Below are 19,106 nucleotides of genomic sequence, written 5' to 3'. Positions count from 1 at the left end.
GATCGCCATCGACTGCGCCAAGGAGCAGGGCCTGGACCTGCCGATGATCACGGGCTGATCGACGTTCCTTTGGTAATTGCCGAACAACGTTGATACTGAACAACAAGAAGGGGCCTGCGGGCCCCAAGCGAATTGGAGTAGCGAAGTGACCGAACTGACTCTCAAGCCCGGTACCCTGACCCTGGCCCAACTACGTGCCATTCACGCAGCGCCTGTGCGCCTGCAACTGGATGCCAGCGCCGACCAGGCCATCGACGCCAGCGTTGCCTGCGTCGAGCAGATCATTGCCGAAGACCGCACCGCCTACGGCATCAACACCGGTTTCGGCCTGCTGGCTTCGACCCGCATCGCCAGCCATGACCTGGAAAACCTGCAGCGCTCGCTGGTGCTGTCCCACGCCGCCGGTATCGGCGCGCCGTTGGACGACGACCTGGTGCGTCTGATCATGGTCCTGAAGATCAACAGCCTCAGCCGCGGCTTCTCCGGCATCCGTCGCAAGGTCATCAATGCGCTGATCGCCCTGGTCAACGCCGAAGTCTATCCACACATCCCGCTCAAGGGCTCGGTCGGCGCCTCCGGCGACTTGGCACCGCTGGCGCACATGTCGCTGGTCCTGCTGGGCGAGGGCAAGGCCCGTTACAAAGGTCAGTGGTTGCCTGCCACCGAGGCCCTGGCGGTCGCCGGCCTCGAGCCGCTGACCCTGGCCGCCAAAGAGGGCCTGGCCCTGCTCAACGGCACCCAGGCGTCCACCGCCTATGCCTTGCGCGGTCTGTTCCATGCCGAAGACCTGTACGCCGCAGCCATCGCCTGTGGCAGCCTGACCGTCGAAGCGGCCCTGGGCTCGCGTTCGCCGTTCGACGCACGTATCCACGAAGTCCGTGGCCAGCGCGGCCAGATCGACACCGCTGCCTGCTTCCGTGACCTGCTGGGCGACTCCAGCGAAGTGTCCCGCTCCCACGAAAACTGCGGCAAGGTCCAGGATCCATACTCCCTGCGTTGCCAACCGCAGGTCATGGGCGCCTGCCTGACTCAGCTGCGCCAGGCCGCCGAAGTGCTGGCGATCGAGTCCAACGCGGTGTCGGACAACCCGCTGGTCTTCGCTGCCCAGGGTGACGTCATCTCCGGTGGGAACTTCCACGCAGAGCCAGTGGCCATGGCCGCCGACAACATCGCTCTGGCCATTGCGGAGATCGGCTCGCTGAGCGAGCGCCGCATCTCGCTGATGATGGACAAGCACATGTCCCAGTTGCCGCCGTTCCTGGTGGAAAACGGCGGCGTCAACTCCGGCTTCATGATCGCTCAGGTCACCGCTGCGGCCCTGGCCAGCGAGAACAAGGCCCTGTCGCACCCGCACAGCGTCGACAGCCTGCCGACCTCCGCCAACCAGGAAGACCATGTCTCCATGGCACCGGCCGCCGGCAAGCGTCTGTGGGAAATGGCCGAAAACACCCGTGGCGTCCTCGCCATCGAATGGCTGGGCGCCTGCCAGGGCCTGGACCTGCGTGAAGGCCTGAAGACCTCCGCCAAGCTGGAGCAGGCCCGTCTGGCCCTGCGCCGTGAAGTCCCGCACTACGACCGTGACCGCTTCTTCGCGCCTGACATCGAAGCCGCTGCCGAGCTGCTGGCCAAAGGTTGCCTGACCGGCCTGCTGCCAGCTGGCGTACTGCCCAGCCTGTAATACCCTCGGGGCCGCTCGCGGCCCATCTCAGGCTTCGCCAGCGCCCACAGGATCGCAATGGCCTGTAGGCGCTGGCGAAGCCTGCGATGGGAGGCGAAGCGGCCCTTATAGCCATCACCGGCAGAACAATAATAAGGGTGCGAAATGCAAGAAGGTCTCAAGCGCGGGCTAACGGCTCGGCACATTCGTTTCATGGCGCTCGGTTCCGCGATCGGTACCGGGCTGTTCTACGGTTCGGCATCGGCCATCCAGATGGCCGGCCCCGCAGTACTGCTGGCCTACCTGATCGGTGGCGCGGCGGTCTTCATGGTCATGCGTGCCCTCGGCGAGATGGCCGTGCACAATCCGGTGGCCGGCTCCTTCGGTCACTACGCCAGTACCTACCTCGGCCCCATGGCGGGCTTCATCCTCGGCTGGACCTACGCCTTCGAGATGGTCATCGTCGCCATTGCCGATGTCACCGCGTTCGGTATCTACATGGGCTTCTGGTTCCCGGAAGTGGCCCGGTGGATCTGGGTGCTGGGCATCGTCTTCATCATCGGCGGCCTGAATCTGTGCAACGTCAAGGTCTTCGGTGAGATGGAGTTCTGGCTGTCGCTGCTCAAGGTTGGCGCCATTGTGGCGATGATCCTGGCAGGCTTCGGCATCATGATCTTCGGCATGGGCCAGGCCACCACGGGCGCCACTGTCGGTGTGAGCAACCTGTTCAGCCACGGCGGCTTCATGCCCAACGGCATCAGCGGCCTGATCGCCTGCTTTGCGGTGGTGATGTTCGCCTTTGGCGGTATCGAGATCATCGGCGTCACTGCCGGTGAGGCGAAAGATCCTCAGCGTGTCATTCCCAAGGCGATCAACGCCGTGCCGCTGCGCATCCTGCTGTTCTACGTGCTGACCCTGTTCGTGCTGATGTGCCTTTACCCCTGGCCGCAGATCGGTAGCCAAGGCAGCCCGTTCGTGCAGATCTTCAGCAACCTGGGCATCGGCTCGGCGGCCGCAGTGCTGAACATCGTGGTGATTTCGGCAGCCGTTTCGGCCATCAACAGCGACATCTTCGGTGCTGGCCGCATGATGTACGGCCTGGCCCAGCAAGGCCATGCACCTCGCAGCTTCGGCAAGCTGTCCAAGCACGGCGTGCCATGGATGACCGTGCTGGTGATGGGCGCTGCGCTGCTGATCGGCGTGGTGCTCAACTATGTGATCCCCGAGAACGTGTTCCTGCTGATCGCCTCGATCGCCACCTTCGCCACCGTGTGGGTATGGCTGATGATCCTGATGAGCCAGGTGGCCATGCGCCGCAGCATGACGCGTGAGCAGATCGCCGAGCTGAAATTCCCGGTGCCGTTCTGGCCTTATGGGCCGGCAATGGCCATTGCCTTCATGTTGTTCATCTTTGGTGTGCTCGGCTACTTCCCGGACACTCAGGCCGCGTTGATCGTCGGCGTGATCTGGGTGGTGTTCCTGGTGGCCTCCTACCTGCTTTGGTGCAAGCCACGGGCAGGGCAGGGCCAACGGGTTCGCGAGCCGGCCGAGCTGCACCGCTAGTCACGGAGAACGCTTATGAGAACCCTCTGGCAGCACTGCCACGTGGCGACCATGGTCCAGGGCCTGTACTCGATCATCGAGGATGCCGCGATCGTCACCAACGCCGGGTTGATCGAATGGATCGGCCCGCGTGGCGAGGTACCCGCGGTCGATGCCGAGCGCACGGTGGACCTGGGCGGCGCCTGGGTCACCCCGGGCCTGATCGACTGCCACACCCACGCGGTGTTCGGCGGTAATCGCAGCGGTGAGTTCGAGCAGCGCCTGCAGGGCGTCAGCTATGCCGAGATCGCTGCCAACGGCGGTGGCATCGCCAGCACCGTGCGGGCGACCCGAGCGGCCAGCGAAGACGAACTGCTGGCCAGTGCCCGTCAGCGGGTCAAGGCGTTGATGCGCGATGGCGTGACCACCTTGGAGATCAAGTCCGGCTACGGCCTGGACCTGGCCAACGAGCGCAAGATGCTCAGGGTCGCCCGGCGCTTGGGTGAGGAGCTGCCACTGACCGTGCGCAGCACCTGCCTTGCCGCCCACGCCCTGCCGCCGGAATACGCCGGCAGGGCGGATGACTACATTGCGCATATCTGCGACGAAATGCTCCCGGCCCTGGCCGAGGAGGGCTTGGTGGACGCCGTCGATGCCTTCTGCGAACACCTGGCGTTCTCGCCGGCCCAGGTCGAAAAAGTCTTCATCAAGGCGCGTGAACTGGGCCTGCCGGTCAAGCTGCATGCCGAGCAGCTGTCGTCACTGCACGGTTCGAGCCTGGCGGCGCGCTACCAGGCGCTGTCGGCCGACCACCTGGAGTTCATGACCGAGGAAGACGCCATCGCCATGGCCGAGGCCGGCACTGTCGCCGTGCTGTTGCCGGGCGCGTTCTACTTCCTGCGCGAAACCCAGCTGCCGCCGATGGATGCCCTGCGCCGTCATGGCGTGAAGATCGCCCTGGCCAGCGACCTCAACCCGGGCACCTCGCCCGGGCTGTCGTTGCGCCTGATGCTGAACATGGGCTGCACGTGCTTCCGCATGACGCCTGAAGAGGCCCTGGCGGGCGTGACCGTGCATGCGGCTACGGCCTTGGGCCTGGGCGAAAGCCACGGTTCGCTGGAGGTGGGCAAGGTCGCGGACTTCATCGCCTGGCAGATCGAGCGCCCGGCGGATCTGAGCTACTGGCTCGGCGGCGACCTGCCCAAGCGGGTGGTGCGTCTGGGCCATGAGATATCCAACTGAGCGAGGGCACATGGACAAGGTATTGAGTTTTCACCAGGGCCAGCTGCCGCTGCTGATCAGCATGCCTCATGCAGGCCTTGGCCTGACCGAGGCCGTGCGTGACGGCTTGGTCGATCAGGCGCGCAGCCTGCCGGACACCGACTGGCACATCCCACGCCTGTACGATTTCGCCCGGGACCTGGGTGCCAGCGTGGTGGCCGCGCAGTATTCGCGGTTCGTCATCGACCTGAACCGCCCGGATGACGACAAGCCGTTGTACGCCGGTGCCACCACCGGTCTGTACCCGGCGACGCTGTTCGAGGGCGAGCCGTTGTTCAAGGCGGGCCAGGAACCTTCTGCCGATGAACGCAAAGGCTACCTGGCGCAAATCTGGCGTCCCTACCACGACGCGATTCGTCAGGAGCTCGCGCGCCTGCGTGAGATTCACGGCTATGCCCTGTTGTGGGATGCCCACTCGATCCGCTCGGTCATCCCGCACCTGTTCGACGGCAAGCTGCCGGACTTCAACCTGGGCACCTTCAACGGCGCCAGCTGTGACCCGGTCCTGGCCGAGCGCCTGCTGGGTGTCTGCAGCCAGGCCCAGGGCTACACCTCTGTGCTCAACGGGCGTTTCAAGGGCGGGCACATCACCCGTCATTACGGCGACCCGGCAAACCACATCCACGCGGTGCAACTGGAGCTGGCGCAGAGCACCTATATGGAAGAGGTCGAGCCGTTCAAGTACCGCGAGGACCTGGCCCAGCCGACCCAGGTGGTGCTCAAGCAGTTGCTCGAGGCTGTCCTGGCCTGGGGCAGGGAGCGCTACGGGCGGTAAGTCCGCTGTCCTGTTCGCGGGTGAACCCGCTCCCGCAGGTTCATCGCCAGACCTGTGGGCGCGGGTTTACCCCCGAACAGCCCCGCACACATCCACCTGTTTCACCGTGACACATGCTCAAAGCGCAATTCAGGTTTATGATGCCAGGCGGCAGATTAAATCCTCACACGGAGTGCGCAATGCAGACCCTGTACCCGCAGATCAAACCCTACGCCCGGCACGATCTGGCCGTGGAAGCACCGCATGTGCTGTATGTAGACGAAAGCGGATCGCCAGAAGGTCTGCCGGTGGTATTCATCCACGGTGGCCCCGGCGCGGGCTGCGATGCCCAGAGCCGTTGCTACTTCGACCCCACCCTGTACCGCATCATCACTTTCGACCAGCGCGGCTGTGGCCGTTCGACTCCGCATGCGAGCCTGGAAAACAACACCACCTGGCACCTGGTCGAGGACCTGGAGCGCATCCGTGAGCACCTGGGCATCGACAAGTGGGTGCTGTTCGGAGGCTCCTGGGGCTCCACCCTGGCCCTGGCCTATGCCCAGACCCACCCCGAACGGGTCCATGGCCTGATCCTGCGTGGCATCTTCCTGTGCCGCCCGCAGGAGATCCAGTGGTTCTACCAGGAAGGCGCCAGCCGCCTGTTCCCCGACTATTGGCAGGACTACATCGCACCGATTCCGCCGGAGGAGCGGGACGACCTGGTCAAGGCCTTCCACAAGCGCCTGACCGGCAACGACCAGATTGCCCAGATGCACGCGGCCAAGGCCTGGTCGACCTGGGAAGGCCGCACCGCGACCCTGCGCCCCAACCCCCTGGTGGTCGATCGCTTCTCCGAGCCGCAGCGCGCGCTGTCCATCGCGCGTATCGAGTGCCACTACTTCATGAACAACGCCTTCCTCGAGCCGGACCAGTTGATCCGCGACTTACCGAAGATCGCCCATTTGCCGGCAGTGATCGTCCATGGTCGCTATGACGTGATCTGCCCGCTGGAAAACGCCTGGGCGTTGCACCAAGCCTGGCCCAACAGCGAGTTGAAGGTGATCCGTGACGCAGGCCACGCCGCCTCCGAGCCGGGTATCACTGACGCCTTGGTGCGCGCCGCCGACCAGATGGCCCGGCGCCTGCTCGACCTGCCCCTGGAAGAAGCATGAAGGGGCTGTTGCAGCGCGTACGCGGTGCGCGCGTCGAGGTAGAGGGCCAGATCGTCGGCTCCATCGACCAGGGCCTGCTGGTGCTGGTGGCCGTCGAGCCGGGGGATACCCGTGAGCACGCCGACAAGCTTCTGCACAAGCTGCTCAAATACCGGGTATTCAGCGACCCCCAGGGCAAGATGAACCTGTCTCTCAAGGACATCGGCGGCGGCCTGCTGCTGGTGTCCCAGTTCACCCTGGCTGCCGACACCCGCAATGGCATGCGTCCCAGCTTCTCCACCGCCGCGCCGCCAGCGCTCGGAGCCGAGATATTCGACTATCTTCTTGAGCGGGCCCGCGCCGCTCATGGCGATGTCGCCAGCGGCCGATTCGGGGCGGACATGCAGGTGCATTTGGTCAATGATGGCCCTGTAACATTTATGTTACAAATATGAGGTTAAAAAACCCCTTGTTTGAAGGAAAACAAGTGGGTTTGGACGATAAATAGTTGTTTCAGCCTGATGCGTTGTAACGCGCCCTGCTGGATAATCGCGCGCTGCGTGAGCCTACGTTCGTAGGCTCGTTTCACTCTGACTCGAGCACTGTCTGGAACCGTTTGGGGAATCATTAGGCCCTTACGGGGTCCGAACAGTGCTCGCCAACCCGGCATTGGTCGCTGGCCGTTGGTTTCATGATCTGTTTTCGGCGAGGGTTGCTCGTGATTGTTAGTCCCTGTATTGCACAAAGAATCCCCGGAAATCGGCTTCGCAAGGCCCTGGCGGCAGGCGTCGCGCTGGTTGGCCTGATGAGCGCTGGCCAGCTTTGGGCATTCAATCTTGACGATGTTGCAGCCAAGGCAAAGGATCTCGCCGGTCAGAAGTACGAAGCACCGAAGAGCAACCTGCCAGCGGTCTTCCGTGACATGAAGTTCGGGGACTATCAGAAAATCCGTTTCATCCAGGAAAAGGCCGAGTGGGCCAAGGACAAGACGCCATTCAAGCTGTCCTTCTACCACCAGGGCATGCACTTCGACACACCGGTGAAGATCAACCAGGTCACCGCCACCAAGGTCGAGGAAATCAAGTACGACCCGAGCCGCTTCGAGTTCGGTGACGTCCCACACGACCCCAAGACCGTCGAAAACCTCGGCTATGCCGGTTTCCGCGTGCTCTACCCGATCAACAAGGCCGACAAGCAGGACGAGATCATGACCCTGCTTGGCGCCAGCTATTTCCGCGTCGTCGGCAAGGGCCACGTGTATGGCCTGTCGGCCCGTGGCCTGGCCATCGACACCGCGCTGCCGTCGGGAGAGGAATTCCCGCGCTTCACCGAGTTCTGGGTCGAAAAACCAAAGCCGACCGACAAGCACCTGGTGATCTACGCCCTGCTGGATTCGCCACGTTCCACCGGCGCCTACAAGCTGACCCTGCGTCCGGGCAGCGATACCCTGCTGGACGTCAAGTCCAAGGTCTTCCTGCGTGACCATGTCAGCCGCCTGGGTGTTGCCCCGCTGACCAGCATGTTCCTGTTCGGCGCCAACCAGCCGTCCAAGGTCCTCAATTACCGTCCGGCCCTGCACGACTCCGAGGGTCTGTCGATCCACGCGGGCAACGGCGAATGGCTGTGGCGGCCGCTGAACAACCCCAAGCATTTGGCCGTGAGCAGCTTCAGCGTGGAGAACCCGCGTGGTTTCGGCCTGCTGCAGCGCCAGCGTGAGTTCAGCGCCTACGAAGACCTCGACGACAACTACCAGAAGCGCCCAAGCGCCTGGGTCGAGCCGCGTGGCGACTGGGGCAAAGGCACCGTCGACCTGGTCGAGATCCCGACCGCCGACGAGACCAACGACAACATCGTGGCCTTCTGGAGCCCAGAGAAGCTGCCTGAGCCCGGCAAACCGATGGAGTTCGAGTACCGCCTGCGCTGGACCATCAACGAGTCCCAACTGCACTCGCCAGAGCTGGGCTGGGTGAAGAAGACCATGCGCTCCACTGGTGATGTGAAGCAGTCCAACCTGATCCGCGAAGCCGATGGCAGCGTGGCCTTCCTGGTCGACTTCGAGGGCCCGGCCCTGGCCGCCCTGCCGGAAGACACCGCCCTGCGCAGCCAGGTCAGCGTTGGCGACAACGCCGAGGTGGTCGAGAACAATCTGCGCTATAACCCTGAAACCAAGGGCTGGCGCCTGACCCTGCGACTGAAGGTCAAGGAACCGAGCAAATCCACCGAGATGCGCGCCGCGTTGGTGCGCGACGTTCCGGTGGAACCGGCCAAACCGGCCAAGGAAGGCAAGCAGGACAAGGCCGCAGCCAAGCACGCCAAGGCCGAGAAAGCCGCCAAGGCTGAACAACCTGCCGCCGATGCGGCATCCACCAACGGGGCACCGGCCACCACCGAAAAAGTGATGACCGAGACCTGGAGCTATCAGTTGCCTGCCGATGAGTAACTCAAGCGCACGGCCAGAATCGCTTGGCGAGTACCTGGCCCACCTACCCCTGAGCGATGAGCAGCGCGCGGAACTCGCCAGCTGCCAATCGTTCAGCGAGCTGCACCAACGCCTGGCGGCCCGACCGGCCGCCAACCCCGCCGAGGCCGTGCAGGCCTCGGTGGGCCCACGTCTGACCGTGGGCAGCGCCGCCGAGCTCGAAGATGCCGAAATGCTCGGCGTCGACGGCAGCGGCCGGCTGTGCCTGAAGATCGCACCGCCGATCAAGCGTACCCGCGTAATCCCCGAGCCATGGCGCACCAACATCCTGGTGCGCATGTGGCGTCGGCTCACTGGGCGCACCAATGCTCCGCAACCGCCCAAGCGCGAGTTGCCACCGGCCCGCTGGCGCCGGGTCGGCTCCCTGCGCCGCTATATTCTCCTGGCCTTGATGATCGGGCAGACCCTCGTTGCCGGCTGGTACATGAAGGGCATCCTGCCGTATCAGGGCTGGTCGTTCGTTTCGCTCGACGAAATCATGGCCCAGTCGCTCTGGGAATCGGTCGTTCAGGTCTGGCCGTATGCTTTGCAGACGAGCATCCTGATCCTCTTCGGCATCCTGTTCTGCTGGGTGTCGGCGGGCTTCTGGACTGCGCTGATGGGCTTTCTCGAATTGCTCACCGGCCGGGACAAGTACCGCATCTCCGGCAGCAGCGCCGGCAACGAGCCGATCGCGCCCCAGGCGCGTACCGCGCTGGTCATGCCGATCTGCAACGAAGACGTACCACGGGTCTTCGCCGGCCTGCGTGCGACCTTCGAGTCGGTGGCTGCCACAGGTGACCTGGACCGGTTCGACTTCTTCGTGCTCAGCGACACCAACGACACCGACATCGCCGTGGCCGAGCAACAGGCCTGGCTGGATGTCTGCCGTGAGGCCAAGGGCTTCGGCCGTATCTTCTATCGCCGCCGCCGCCGCCGCGTGAAGCGCAAGAGCGGCAACCTGGACGACTTCTGCCGTCGTTGGGGTGGCGAGTACAAGTACATGGTCGTGCTCGACGCCGACAGCGTCATGAGCGGTGAATGCCTGACCAGCCTGGTGCGCCTGATGGAGGCCAACCCGGACGCCGGCATCATCCAGACCGCGCCCAAGGCGTCGGGCATGGACACCCTCTATGCGCGCCTGCAGCAGTTCGCCACCCGTGTCTATGGTCCGCTGTTCACCGCCGGCCTGCACTTCTGGCAACTGGGCGAATCGCACTACTGGGGCCACAACGCGATCATTCGCATGAAGCCCTTCATCGAGCATTGCGCCCTGGCGCCATTACCGGGCAAGGGTGCGTTCGCCGGTGCGATCCTCTCCCACGACTTCGTCGAAGCCGCGCTGATGCGCCGTGCCGGCTGGGGTGTGTGGATCGCCTACGACCTGCCGGGCAGCTATGAAGAACTGCCGCCGAACCTGCTCGATGAACTCAAGCGCGACCGGCGCTGGTGCCACGGCAACCTGATGAACTTCCGCCTGTTCCTGGTCAAGGGCATGCACCCGGTACACCGCGCGGTGTTCCTGACTGGTGTCATGTCGTACCTGTCGGCGCCACTGTGGTTCTTCTTCCTGGTGCTCTCGACCGCGCTGCTGGCGACCAACACGCTGATGGAGCCGCAGTACTTCATCGAGCCGTTCCAGCTCTACCCGCTGTGGCCGCAATGGCATCCGGAGAAGGCCATCGCACTGTTCTCCACCACCGTCGTGCTGCTGTTCCTGCCCAAACTGCTCAGTGTCATCCTGATTTGGGCCAAGGGCGCCACAGAGTTCGGGGGGCGCATCAAGGTCACCGTGTCGATGCTGATCGAGATGCTGTTCTCCATGCTGCTGGCGCCGGTGCGGATGATCTTCCACACCCGCTTTGTCCTGGCTGCGTTCCTCGGCTGGGCGGCGACCTGGAATTCGCCGCAGCGTGACGACGACTCCACGCCGTGGAGCGAGGCCGTCCGTCGCCACGGCCCGCAGACCTTGCTGGGTATCGCCTGGGCGGCCTTGGTGGCCTGGCTGAACCCGAGCTTCCTGTGGTGGCTGGCGCCGATCGTGGGCTCGCTGGTGCTGTCGATTCCGGTCTCGGTGATTTCCAGCCGTACGCGCCTGGGCCTGGCGGCCAAGGACGAGAAGCTGTTCCTTATCCCCGAGGAATACGCGACGCCGCAGGAGCTGCTGGCGACCGACCAGTACACCCACGAGAACCGCTGGCATGCCCTGCACGACGGCTTCGTCCGTGCGGTGGTCGACCCACGGCAGAACGCCCTGGCGTGCGCCATGGCTACTGCACGCCATGGTCAGGCCGCGCCGATTGAGGCACTGCGCCTGGAGCGTGTGGCCAAGGCCCTGGAAGTCGGGCCCAAGGGCCTGGACGGCAATACCCGCCTGGCGCTGCTGAGCGACCCGGTGGCGCTCTCGCGTCTGCATGAGCAGGTATGGGCATCGAACAACGAGGCCTGGATCGGGGTATGGCGCAGTTCCATCACCAACGATCCACACTCGCCGCTGCTGCCGTTGCACCCGGAAAACCAGGCCCAACCCTCGCTCGTCGGCGCCTGACTCCTCCCAAGGGCCGCTTTGCGGCCCTTTGCCAGGCTTGGCCAGTGTCCACCGGAGTCGTCACCGAACCTGTGGGGGCTGGCGAAGCCTGCGATCAGGGCCTGTGTCTCTATTTTGGCCAACAATGTCCCCCCCGGCTCTAGGTCCCAGGCCGCGCATGCGTTAGCATCCCTCTCGATATTGCGTATCGGTCTATCGACCTTTCCAACAATAAAATTCGCAACACTTTGCTAGGGGACTTGGTAATGATGAAGAAATACCTGTCGCGACTGCTGGTCGGTGTCACCGCACTGGTCGCCGTTACCGCCGCCCAGGCGGGCGCCATCGAAGACGCCGTCAAGCGCGGCACCTTGCGGGTCGGTATGGACCCTACCTACATGCCCTTCGAGATGACCAACAAGCGTGGCGAGATCATCGGCTTCGAGGTGGACATCCTCAAGGCCATGGCCAAGTCCATGGGCGTCAAGCTGGAAACGGTCTCCACCGCCTACGACGGCATCATCCCGGCCCTGCTGACCGACAAGTTCGACATGATCGGCAGCGGCATGACCCTGACCCAGGAGCGCAACCTGCGCCTGAACTTCAGCGAACCCTTTATCGTCGTCGGTCAGACCCTGCTGATCCGCAAGGAGCTCGCGGGTGAGATCAAGTCTTACAAAGACCTGAACAACGAGAAGTACCGCATCACCTCCAAGCTCGGCACCACCGGCGAGATGGTTTCCAAGAAACTCATCGGCAAGGCCAAGTACCACGGCTACGACAACGAGCAAGAGGGCGTGATGGACGTGGTCAACGGCAAGGCTGACGCCTTCGTCTACGACGCCCCGTACAACGTGGTGGCGGTCGAGAAGGCCGGTGCCGGCAAGCTGTTGTTCCTCGAAGAGCCGTTCACCTACGAGCCGCTGGCCTTCGGCCTGAAGAAGGGCGACTACGACAGCATCAACTTCATCAACAACTTCCTGCACCAGATCAAGAACGACGGGACCTACGATCGTATTCACGACAAGTGGTTCAAGAACAAAGACTGGCTGAAGGACATGGAATAAGCAGTAGCTACAAGCCGCAAGCTGCACGCTGCAAGATGAAACAGCGCCTACGCTTGGCCTGTTCTTGCAGCGTGTAGCTTGCGGCTTGCCGCTTTCTGGAGTACCCCAATTGATCAAGCACAAGAAAGCCCAGTGGCCCTGGCACGGGTTGACCGCGCTGGTCCTGGTGGGGCTGGCGTTCAGCCTCTACCTGGCCACCTCGATGATTTCCTACGAGTGGCGCTGGAACCGCGTTCCCCAATATTTCGCCTACCAGGCCGAAGAGGCGCAGCGCGCCGCCGAAAACGGCTCTGTCGAAGACATCACCCTCTCGGGCGACACCGCCCGCGTCACGCTCAAGGATGAAAGCGGCGGTCAGCAGGTCGTCACTGTCGCCAAGGACAGCCTGCTGCTGAGCCGTGGTGATGACGTCGCCGAGGGCGACCAGATCGGCGTGACCCGCCAGTGGGCCATCGGCCCCTTGACCTGGGGCTTGTGGACCACCCTGTGGATCTCGGTGGTGTCTGGCGCCCTGGGCTTGGTGATCGGCCTGTTCGCCGGCCTGTGCCGGCTGTCGAACAACCCGACCCTGCGCGATCTCTCCACCGTCTATGTCGAGCTGGTGCGCGGCACACCGCTGCTGGTGCAGATCTTCATCTTCTACTTCTTCATCGGCACTGTGCTCAACCTGTCCCGGGAGTTCGCCGGAGTGGCGGCGCTGGCGTTGTTCACTGGCGCCTACGTAGCCGAGATCGTGCGCGCCGGTGTGCAGTCGATCGCCAAGGGGCAGAACGAAGCGGCACGCTCGCTGGGCCTCAACGCCAGCCAGTCGATGCGTCACGTGATCCTGCCCCAGGCGTTCAAGCGCGTGCTGCCTCCGCTGGCCGGGCAGTTCATCAGCCTGGTCAAGGACACCTCGCTGGTCTCGGTGATCGCCATCACCGAACTGACCAAGAGCGGCCGCGAGGCCATCACCACCTCGTTCTCGACCTTCGAGATCTGGTTCTGCGTGGCAGGCCTGTACCTGTTGATCAACCTGCCGCTGTCGCACATGGCCAGCCGGCTCGAGCGGAGGCTTGCGCAAAGTGATTGAAGTCCGTGATCTGGTAAAAGTCTTCGACACCCGTGGGCAGGTGGTGCGGGCGGTGGACAACGTCACCACGCGCGTGGCCAAGGGCGAAGTGGTGGTGGTGCTCGGCCCGTCGGGCTCGGGCAAGTCGACCTTCCTGCGTTGCCTGAACGGCCTGGAGCATTTCGACGATGGCCATGTGTCCATCGACGGTCTGCAGCTGGATGATCCGAAGACCGACATTAACGCCTACCGCCGTGAAGTCGGCATGGTGTTCCAGCATTTCAACCTGTTCCCGCACATGACGGTGCTGGAGAACCTGTGCCTGGCCCAGAAGGTGGTGCGCAAGCGTGGCAAGGCCGAGCGCGAAGCCAAGGCGCGGGCCCTGCTGGAGAAGGTCGGCATTGCCCAGAAGGCCAACGAGTACCCTTCACGCCTTTCCGGTGGCCAGCAGCAGCGGGTGGCGATCGCCCGAGCCCTGGCGATGGAGCCGAAGGTGATGCTGTTCGATGAGCCCACCTCGGCGCTGGACCCGGAAATGGTCGGCGAGGTGCTGGATGTCATGAAGACCTTGGCCCAGGAAGGCATGACCATGGTCTGCGTGACCCACGAAATGGGCTTTGCCCGTGAAGTGGCCGACCGCGTGCTGTTCTTCGACCACGGCAAGCTCCTCGAAGACTCCCCGCCCCAGCAGTTCTTCGCCTCGCCCAAGGACCTGCGCGCCCAGGCCTTCCTGCGTCAGGTGCTGTAGGCGCGGGGAGCTACAGGCAAGAAAAAAGCCGAACCGAGAACTGATCTCCGTTCGGCTTTTTTCTTGTCGCTTGCAGCTGCTTTACAGCCGGAAGCGTGCTACCAGCCCCTGAAGGTGTGTCCCCAGGCGCGCCAGTTCGACGCTGGAGCTCGCGGTTTCCTCACTGGCCGCTGATGTCTGGTCGGAAATGTCGCGTACGTTCATCACGCTGCGGTTGATTTCCTCAGCCGTGGCGCTCTGTTGCTCGGCTGCTGTGGCGATCTGCTGGTTCATCGCCTGGATCGACGAGACGGTGCGGGTGATGGTTTCCAGGGAACCTCCGGCGCGACGGGTCAGTTCGACGCTGCTGTCGGTCAGGGCGCGGCTGCCATCCATCACCCCGGCCACCCGCTGGGTGCCGCTTTGCAGGTTGGCGATCAGTTCCTCGATCTCCTCGGTCGATTGCTGAGTGCGCTGGGCGAGGCTGCGCACCTCGTCTGCGACCACGGCAAAACCACGACCGGCTTCACCTGCGCGAGCGGCCTCGATGGCAGCGTTGAGCGCCAACAGGTTGGTCTGCTGGGCCACCGACTTGATGACGTCCAGCACGCTGCCGATCTTGTCGCTTTCGGCCTTGAGCTGGTTCATGGCCTCGCTGGAGTTGATCACTTCGCTGGCCAGACGTTCGATCTGGGCAATGGCTTCACCGACTACGCGATCGCCTTCACGGGCCTGCTGGTCGGCCATCAGCGCCGCCTCAGACGCCTGTTCGGCGCTGCGCGCGACCTCATGCACCGTGGCGGTCATCTGGTTCATGGCGGTGGCGACCTGATCGGTCTCGACCTTTTGATTGTTGACCCCGGCGCTGGTCTGTTCGGTCACCGCCGACAGCTCCTCGGCCGCGCTGGCGATCTGGGTGACGCCGTCGCCGATACCGCTGATCAGCGTGCGCAGGCCTTGGTTCATGCGTTTCATGCTCGCTTGCAGTTGGCCCAGCTCGTCGCGGCGCTCGATCGATTGATCGTCCTGACTGAGGTCGCCATTGGCCACGCGCTCGGCGGCGGCGAGGATCTGGCGCAGCGGCACGATGATCTGCCGGGTGATGGTCCAGGCAGCCAGCAGACCCAGCAGCAGGGCGAGGGCGGTGGCGGCAGCCAGCATACGCTTGGCTTGGCGGGTACCTTCGTCGCGTACCTTGGTTTGCGAGACCGTCATGGCCGCGCTGGATTCGAGCAGCACGGTGCCTTGTGCGGCCATGTGCTGCAGGGCCTGTTCGCTGGCGGTTTGCGCGCTGTCGGGTTGTGTAGCGCGGCGCTGGTCGGCCTGCTTGAGCTGCTCGAAGCCCTGGCGGTACTGGCGCACAGCTTCCAGCTGCTGTTCCAGGCGCTGGTGGTCGACCGGTTGTTCGATCTGCCCGAGCATCGCCTGCACTTGCTGCTCGAGCTTGTTCAGGGTCTTGTCCAGCTCGGTGAGCGAGGCTTGGTCGTGACGGGTGGTATAGCTCAGGCGGGCGATACGCAGGTCTTGGGTGGTCTGGTAGATCAGCGAAATGTTGCCCAGCTTGTCGCCGCGGTTGGTGACGTTGTCGATGCCTGTCCAACCTGTGGCAGTGATCGCCAGGGTCAGCAGCAACACTAGGCCGAAGCCAAGGCCCAACTTGCGATTGACGCTCATGTTCCCCAGAAAATGGGCAAACCCTCGATACATGCTTCACTCCCCCGTCGGCTTGGTAGCATTTTTGTCATGCTTCCAAGGCCATCGGCGTGCCAAGGGGAAACTTGATGGGAGGTGATCGACCCGCTCGTCAGAATATCCGCGACAGCAATGCGGTCACGGCGGTTTCCACACGCAGGATACGATCGCCCAGCTGCACCGGTGCCAAGCCTGCCTTGCCCAGCAGGTCGACCTCATAGGGGATCCACCCGCCTTCCGGGCCGATGGCCAGGGTCACAGGCGACTCCACGGCGCGTGGACAGGCTGGGTAGGGCCCTGGATGAGCGACCAAGCCAAGCGTACCGGCCGCGATGGCGGGTAGACGGTCTTCGACGAACGGCTTGAAGCGCTTCTCGATGATCACGTCGGGCAGCACGGTGTCACGGGCCTGCTCCAGGCCCAGGATGAGGTTCTCGCGGATCGTCTCGGGGTTCAGGAAGGGCGTTTGCCAGAAGCTCTTCTCGACCTTGTAGCTGTTGACCAGGATCAGCCGTGGCACCCCCAGGGTGGCGACGGTCTGGAACAGGCGACGTAGCATTTTCGGGCGTGGCACGGCCAGTACCAGGGTCAGCGGCAGCTTGGCCGGGGGCGGCTGGTCGAAGGCCACCTGCAGCTCGGCTTCATGACCTGCCAGGCGCAGCACCGTGGCCCTGCCCATCAAGCCATTGACCTGACCGACGCGCAGGGTATCGCCCACTTCGACGCCGTGGATCTCCTGCATGTGGGTGAAGCGCCGGTCAGCCAGCACCACGCGATCGGCCGCGATGAAATCGGCCTCTTCAAGTAACAGCAGGTTCACGGTTGGGTCGCTGGCGGTTGGTCGTTGTGGTCATCCGAGGCCGCTTCCTCGGCCTGGCTGCGCTTGCGGATCAGGCTGCCGCACAGCACGCCGACCTCGAACAGCATCCACATGGGCACGGCGAGCAGGGTCTGGGAGAAGATGTCCGGTGGGGTCAGGATCATGCCGACCACGAAGCAGCCGATGATGACGTAGGGGCGGATCTTCTTCAGGTACTGCACGTCGACTACGCCGATCCACACCAGCAGCACCACTGCCACCGGGATCTCGAAGGCGACGCCGAAGGCGAAGAACAGGGTCATGACGAAGTCCAGGTAACTGGAAATGTCCGTCATCATCGACACGCCCTCGGGCGTGGCGCTGGCGAAGAAGCCGAAGATCAGCGGGAACACCAGGAAATAGGCGAACGCCATGCCGGCATAGAACAGGATGATGCTCGAGACCAGCAGGGGAATGGCGATGCGCTTTTCATGGCGGTACAGCCCCGGTGCAATGAAGCCCCAGATCTGCTGGAGGATGAACGGGATGGCCAGGAACAGCGAGACGATCATCGTCAGCTTGAACGGCGTCAGGAACGGCGAGGCCACGTCGGTGGCGATCATCGTCGCGTTGGCCGGCAAGTGTGAGCGCAGGGGCGCCGAGACCAGGGTGTAGATCTGCTGGGCGAAGGAGAACAGCCCGGCGAAGATCAGGAAGATGGCGGCTACGCAGCGCAGCAGGCGGGTACGCAGTTCGGTCAGGTGCGAGACCAGCGGCATCGGCTGGTCGTGTTCCGGTCTATCGCTCATGGGGCTCGTGGCGGCTGCGGCGGCTCAGTGGGGGCGGCTGGGGATACCGGGGCGCTGCTGCCGGGGGCGGCAGGGGTGGTCGGTGGCGCCGGTGTTTCGCTGCTGCCGATGGATGGCGTGGCTGACCTGCTCGGATCGAGGATGCGCTTGGCTTGTTCCTCCATCTGCAGGATGTGCTCGTTGTGCAGTTGGCGGCGGATTTCGTCGGCACCGATCTCGCGCTCGACTTCCGTCTTGATGGCGTTGAAGCTGCGCTTGAGTCGACCGATCCAAAGGCCTGCGGTACGCGCGGCACCGGGCAGGCGCTCGGGACCTAGCACCAGCAGGGCGACCAGACCGACGAGCAGCAGCTCGCTGAAGCTGATGCCGAACATGGGTCAGTCTTTCCGCTGCGGCTCTTGGACCGGCTGGGCCTGGCCTTCGATGGTCTGGCCCTGGGGCTGCTGGGCGGTGTTCTGCACGGGGGCGGCGGGCTGGACCGGCGGCGGGGTCTGCTCGGCCGGTTTGTTTTCTTCCTCGTTCATCGCCTTGCGGAAGCCCTTGATCGATTCGCCCAGGTCGCTGCCCAGGTTCTTCAGCTTCTTGGTGCCGAAGACCAGGATCACGACGACCAGCAGGACGATCCAGTGTTTCCAGTCAAAAATACCCATTTCGTACTCCTGAAATTAACAGGTACAGCGAATTTTCCTGGCAGCGCGGTCCCTGTAGAAGCGGGTTCGCCTGTGAACACCGGCGAAGCCAGTGCCCTAGCCGCGTTGCATTCTTCGCGGGTAAACCCGCTCCACAGGGACGCGCTGCGCCCCCGGGAATACATCAGTTGGAAGGCTGGCGTGCGGCCTTCTCGTCATGCCCGGAGAGCCCGAAGCGGCGCTCCAGTTCATCGAGCACGGCCTGTGGGTGTTGGCCCAGCGCGCTGAGCATTACCAGGCTATGAAACCACAGGTCGGCGGTTTCGTAGATGACATCGCCGTAATCCTTGCTGATGGCGGCATCCTTGGCGGCGATGATGGTTTCGACGGACTCTTCGCCCAGTTTCTCGAGGATCTTGTTCAGACCCTTGTGGTACAGGCTGGCCACGTAGGAGCTGTCGGGCGCCGCTTGCTTGCGTTGCTCGAGTACTTCGGCAAGGCGATTGAGGGTGTCGCTCATGTCAGTGTCCTGGGCTGTAGATGGCATCCGGATCCTTGAGGACCGGGTCGACGGTTTTCCACTGGCCGTCTTCGAAGACGCGATAGAAGCAGCTTTCGCGGCCGGTGTGGCAGGCGATATGGCCCAGTTGCTCGACCATCAGGATGATCACGTCGGCGTCGCAGTCCAGGCGCATTTCGTGCAGCTTCTGCACATGGCCGGACTCCTCGCCCTTGCGCCACAGTTTGCCACGTGAGCGCGACCAGTAGATGGCACGTTGTTCGGCAGCGGTCAGGGCCAGGGATTCGCGGTTCATCCAGGCCATCATCAATACGCGTCCGGTCTTGTGGTCCTGGGCGATCGCCGGCACTAGGCCATCGCTGTTCCACTTGATCTCGTCCAGCCAGTCTTTCATCGTCGACTCCAAATCCGGACCCGCGCCTGTGTCGGGCCCCTTGCGCTA

The 19,106-nt window shown here is 63.7% G+C and carries 18 protein-coding genes; 11 read left to right on the top strand and 7 right to left on the bottom strand.

Annotated features, from left to right (window positions below; translation table 11 throughout):
• Positions 1–145 precede the first annotated feature (145 nt).
• The 11 genes from hutH (at position 146) to ABOA88_RS13825 (ending at position 14,236) form a co-directional block, all read left to right on the top strand.
• Entirely contained in the window at positions 146–1,678 is a 1,533-nt protein-coding gene (hutH, locus tag ABOA88_RS13875) for a histidine ammonia-lyase (RefSeq protein ID WP_070571060.1), read from the top strand.
• Positions 1,679–1,822: 144 nt separating this feature from the next.
• Complete coding sequence (locus tag ABOA88_RS13870; protein WP_196169374.1) at positions 1,823–3,220, top strand: amino acid permease; 1,398 nt, start codon at positions 1,823–1,825, stop codon at positions 3,218–3,220.
• A gap of 15 nt (positions 3,221–3,235) precedes the next feature.
• Complete coding sequence (hutI, locus tag ABOA88_RS13865) at positions 3,236–4,441, top strand: imidazolonepropionase (protein ID WP_196169373.1); 1,206 nt, start codon at positions 3,236–3,238, stop codon at positions 4,439–4,441.
• Positions 4,442–4,451: 10 nt separating this feature from the next.
• The gene (gene hutG / locus ABOA88_RS13860) at positions 4,452–5,255 is read left to right on the top strand and encodes an N-formylglutamate deformylase (protein ID WP_196169372.1); all 804 of its coding nucleotides are present in this window, start codon (positions 4,452–4,454) and stop codon (positions 5,253–5,255) included.
• Between the two features lie 179 nt (positions 5,256–5,434).
• Positions 5,435–6,406 (top strand): prolyl aminopeptidase, encoded by a 972-nt coding sequence (gene pip / locus ABOA88_RS13855; RefSeq protein ID WP_196169371.1) that lies wholly within the window; start codon positions 5,435–5,437, stop codon positions 6,404–6,406.
• The gene (dtd, locus tag ABOA88_RS13850) at positions 6,403–6,840 is read left to right on the top strand and encodes a D-aminoacyl-tRNA deacylase (RefSeq protein ID WP_367851601.1); all 438 of its coding nucleotides are present in this window, start codon (positions 6,403–6,405) and stop codon (positions 6,838–6,840) included. The genes pip and dtd overlap by 4 nt, the downstream gene beginning before the upstream one ends.
• A gap of 263 nt (positions 6,841–7,103) precedes the next feature.
• On the top strand, positions 7,104–8,825 hold the full coding sequence (locus tag ABOA88_RS13845; protein WP_274093532.1) for a glucan biosynthesis protein G: 1,722 nt from the start codon (positions 7,104–7,106) through the stop codon (positions 8,823–8,825).
• Complete coding sequence (gene mdoH, locus ABOA88_RS13840; RefSeq protein ID WP_196169369.1) at positions 8,818–11,391, top strand: glucans biosynthesis glucosyltransferase MdoH; 2,574 nt, start codon at positions 8,818–8,820, stop codon at positions 11,389–11,391. The genes ABOA88_RS13845 and mdoH overlap by 8 nt, the downstream gene beginning before the upstream one ends.
• A 248-nt stretch (positions 11,392–11,639) precedes the next feature.
• Complete coding sequence (locus ABOA88_RS13835; RefSeq protein ID WP_196169382.1) at positions 11,640–12,437, top strand: transporter substrate-binding domain-containing protein; 798 nt, start codon at positions 11,640–11,642, stop codon at positions 12,435–12,437.
• Positions 12,438–12,546: 109 nt separating this feature from the next.
• Positions 12,547–13,509: an amino acid ABC transporter permease gene (locus tag ABOA88_RS13830; protein WP_070571066.1), complete on the top strand. Its 963-nt coding sequence runs from the start codon at positions 12,547–12,549 to the stop codon at positions 13,507–13,509.
• Positions 13,502–14,236, top strand: coding sequence for an amino acid ABC transporter ATP-binding protein (locus ABOA88_RS13825; protein WP_196169381.1), 735 nt, complete (start codon positions 13,502–13,504; stop codon positions 14,234–14,236). Before ABOA88_RS13830 ends, ABOA88_RS13825 begins: the two co-directional genes overlap by 8 nt.
• 81 nt (positions 14,237–14,317) lie before the next feature.
• Here ABOA88_RS13825 and ABOA88_RS13820 read toward each other — a convergent pair whose 3' ends face one another.
• The 7 genes from ABOA88_RS13820 to hisI form a co-directional block, all read right to left on the bottom strand.
• A complete protein-coding gene (locus ABOA88_RS13820; protein WP_196169368.1) occupies positions 14,318–15,922 on the bottom strand; it encodes a methyl-accepting chemotaxis protein in 1,605 nt (534 codons plus the stop codon).
• A 97-nt stretch (positions 15,923–16,019) separates the two neighbouring features.
• Positions 16,020–16,727 carry a 16S rRNA (uracil(1498)-N(3))-methyltransferase gene (locus ABOA88_RS13815; RefSeq protein WP_367851602.1) on the bottom strand — a complete coding sequence of 236 codons (708 nt, stop codon included), beginning with the start codon at positions 16,725–16,727 and terminating at the stop codon, positions 16,020–16,022.
• Positions 16,724–17,515, bottom strand: coding sequence for a twin-arginine translocase subunit TatC (tatC, locus tag ABOA88_RS13810; protein ID WP_043207138.1), 792 nt, complete (start codon positions 17,513–17,515; stop codon positions 16,724–16,726). Before tatC ends, ABOA88_RS13815 begins: the two co-directional genes overlap by 4 nt.
• A complete protein-coding gene (gene tatB / locus ABOA88_RS13805) occupies positions 17,512–17,889 on the bottom strand; it encodes a Sec-independent protein translocase protein TatB (RefSeq protein ID WP_334280869.1) in 378 nt (125 codons plus the stop codon). Before tatB ends, tatC begins: the two co-directional genes overlap by 4 nt.
• Before the next feature lie 3 nt (positions 17,890–17,892).
• Positions 17,893–18,165 (bottom strand): twin-arginine translocase TatA/TatE family subunit, encoded by a 273-nt coding sequence (locus ABOA88_RS13800; RefSeq protein WP_196162478.1) that lies wholly within the window; start codon positions 18,163–18,165, stop codon positions 17,893–17,895.
• A 163-nt stretch (positions 18,166–18,328) separates the two neighbouring features.
• Positions 18,329–18,664: a phosphoribosyl-ATP diphosphatase gene (locus ABOA88_RS13795; protein ID WP_043207145.1), complete on the bottom strand. Its 336-nt coding sequence runs from the start codon at positions 18,662–18,664 to the stop codon at positions 18,329–18,331.
• 1 nt (position 18,665) lies between these two features.
• Positions 18,666–19,058, bottom strand: coding sequence for a phosphoribosyl-AMP cyclohydrolase (gene hisI / locus ABOA88_RS13790; RefSeq protein WP_196169364.1), 393 nt, complete (start codon positions 19,056–19,058; stop codon positions 18,666–18,668).
• Positions 19,059–19,106 lie beyond the last annotated feature (48 nt).

This window comes from Pseudomonas sp. PKS, from assembly GCF_051913525.1.
In the GTDB taxonomy this organism is placed as follows: domain Bacteria; phylum Pseudomonadota; class Gammaproteobacteria; order Pseudomonadales; family Pseudomonadaceae; genus Aquipseudomonas; species Aquipseudomonas guariconensis_D.
Note: the sequence above shows the minus strand (reverse complement) of the source record. Positions and strands in the feature narration are given on the sequence as shown.

Bases quoted from the DNA above. Each gene is read 5' to 3' on its own strand.
- hutI (WP_196169373.1), top strand. From the start codon at position 3,236: ATGAGAACCCTCTGGCAGCACTGCCACGTGGCGACCATGGTCCAGGGC.
- pip (WP_196169371.1), top strand. From the start codon at position 5,435: ATGCAGACCCTGTACCCGCAGATCAAACCCTACGCCCGGCACGATCTG.
- ABOA88_RS13870 (WP_196169374.1), top strand. From the start codon at position 1,823: ATGCAAGAAGGTCTCAAGCGCGGGCTAACGGCTCGGCACATTCGTTTC.
- tatC (WP_043207138.1), bottom strand. From the start codon at position 17,515: ATGAGCGATAGACCGGAACACGACCAGCCGATGCCGCTGGTCTCGCAC.
- hisI (WP_196169364.1), bottom strand. From the start codon at position 19,058: ATGAAAGACTGGCTGGACGAGATCAAGTGGAACAGCGATGGCCTAGTG.
- mdoH (WP_196169369.1), top strand. From the start codon at position 8,818: ATGAGTAACTCAAGCGCACGGCCAGAATCGCTTGGCGAGTACCTGGCC.
- dtd (WP_367851601.1), top strand. From the start codon at position 6,403: ATGAAGGGGCTGTTGCAGCGCGTACGCGGTGCGCGCGTCGAGGTAGAG.
- ABOA88_RS13820 (WP_196169368.1), bottom strand. From the start codon at position 15,922: ATGTATCGAGGGTTTGCCCATTTTCTGGGGAACATGAGCGTCAATCGC.
- ABOA88_RS13795 (WP_043207145.1), bottom strand. From the start codon at position 18,664: ATGAGCGACACCCTCAATCGCCTTGCCGAAGTACTCGAGCAACGCAAG.
- ABOA88_RS13835 (WP_196169382.1), top strand. From the start codon at position 11,640: ATGAAGAAATACCTGTCGCGACTGCTGGTCGGTGTCACCGCACTGGTC.
- tatB (WP_334280869.1), bottom strand. From the start codon at position 17,889: ATGTTCGGCATCAGCTTCAGCGAGCTGCTGCTCGTCGGTCTGGTCGCC.
- hutG (WP_196169372.1), top strand. From the start codon at position 4,452: ATGGACAAGGTATTGAGTTTTCACCAGGGCCAGCTGCCGCTGCTGATC.
- ABOA88_RS13800 (WP_196162478.1), bottom strand. From the start codon at position 18,165: ATGGGTATTTTTGACTGGAAACACTGGATCGTCCTGCTGGTCGTCGTG.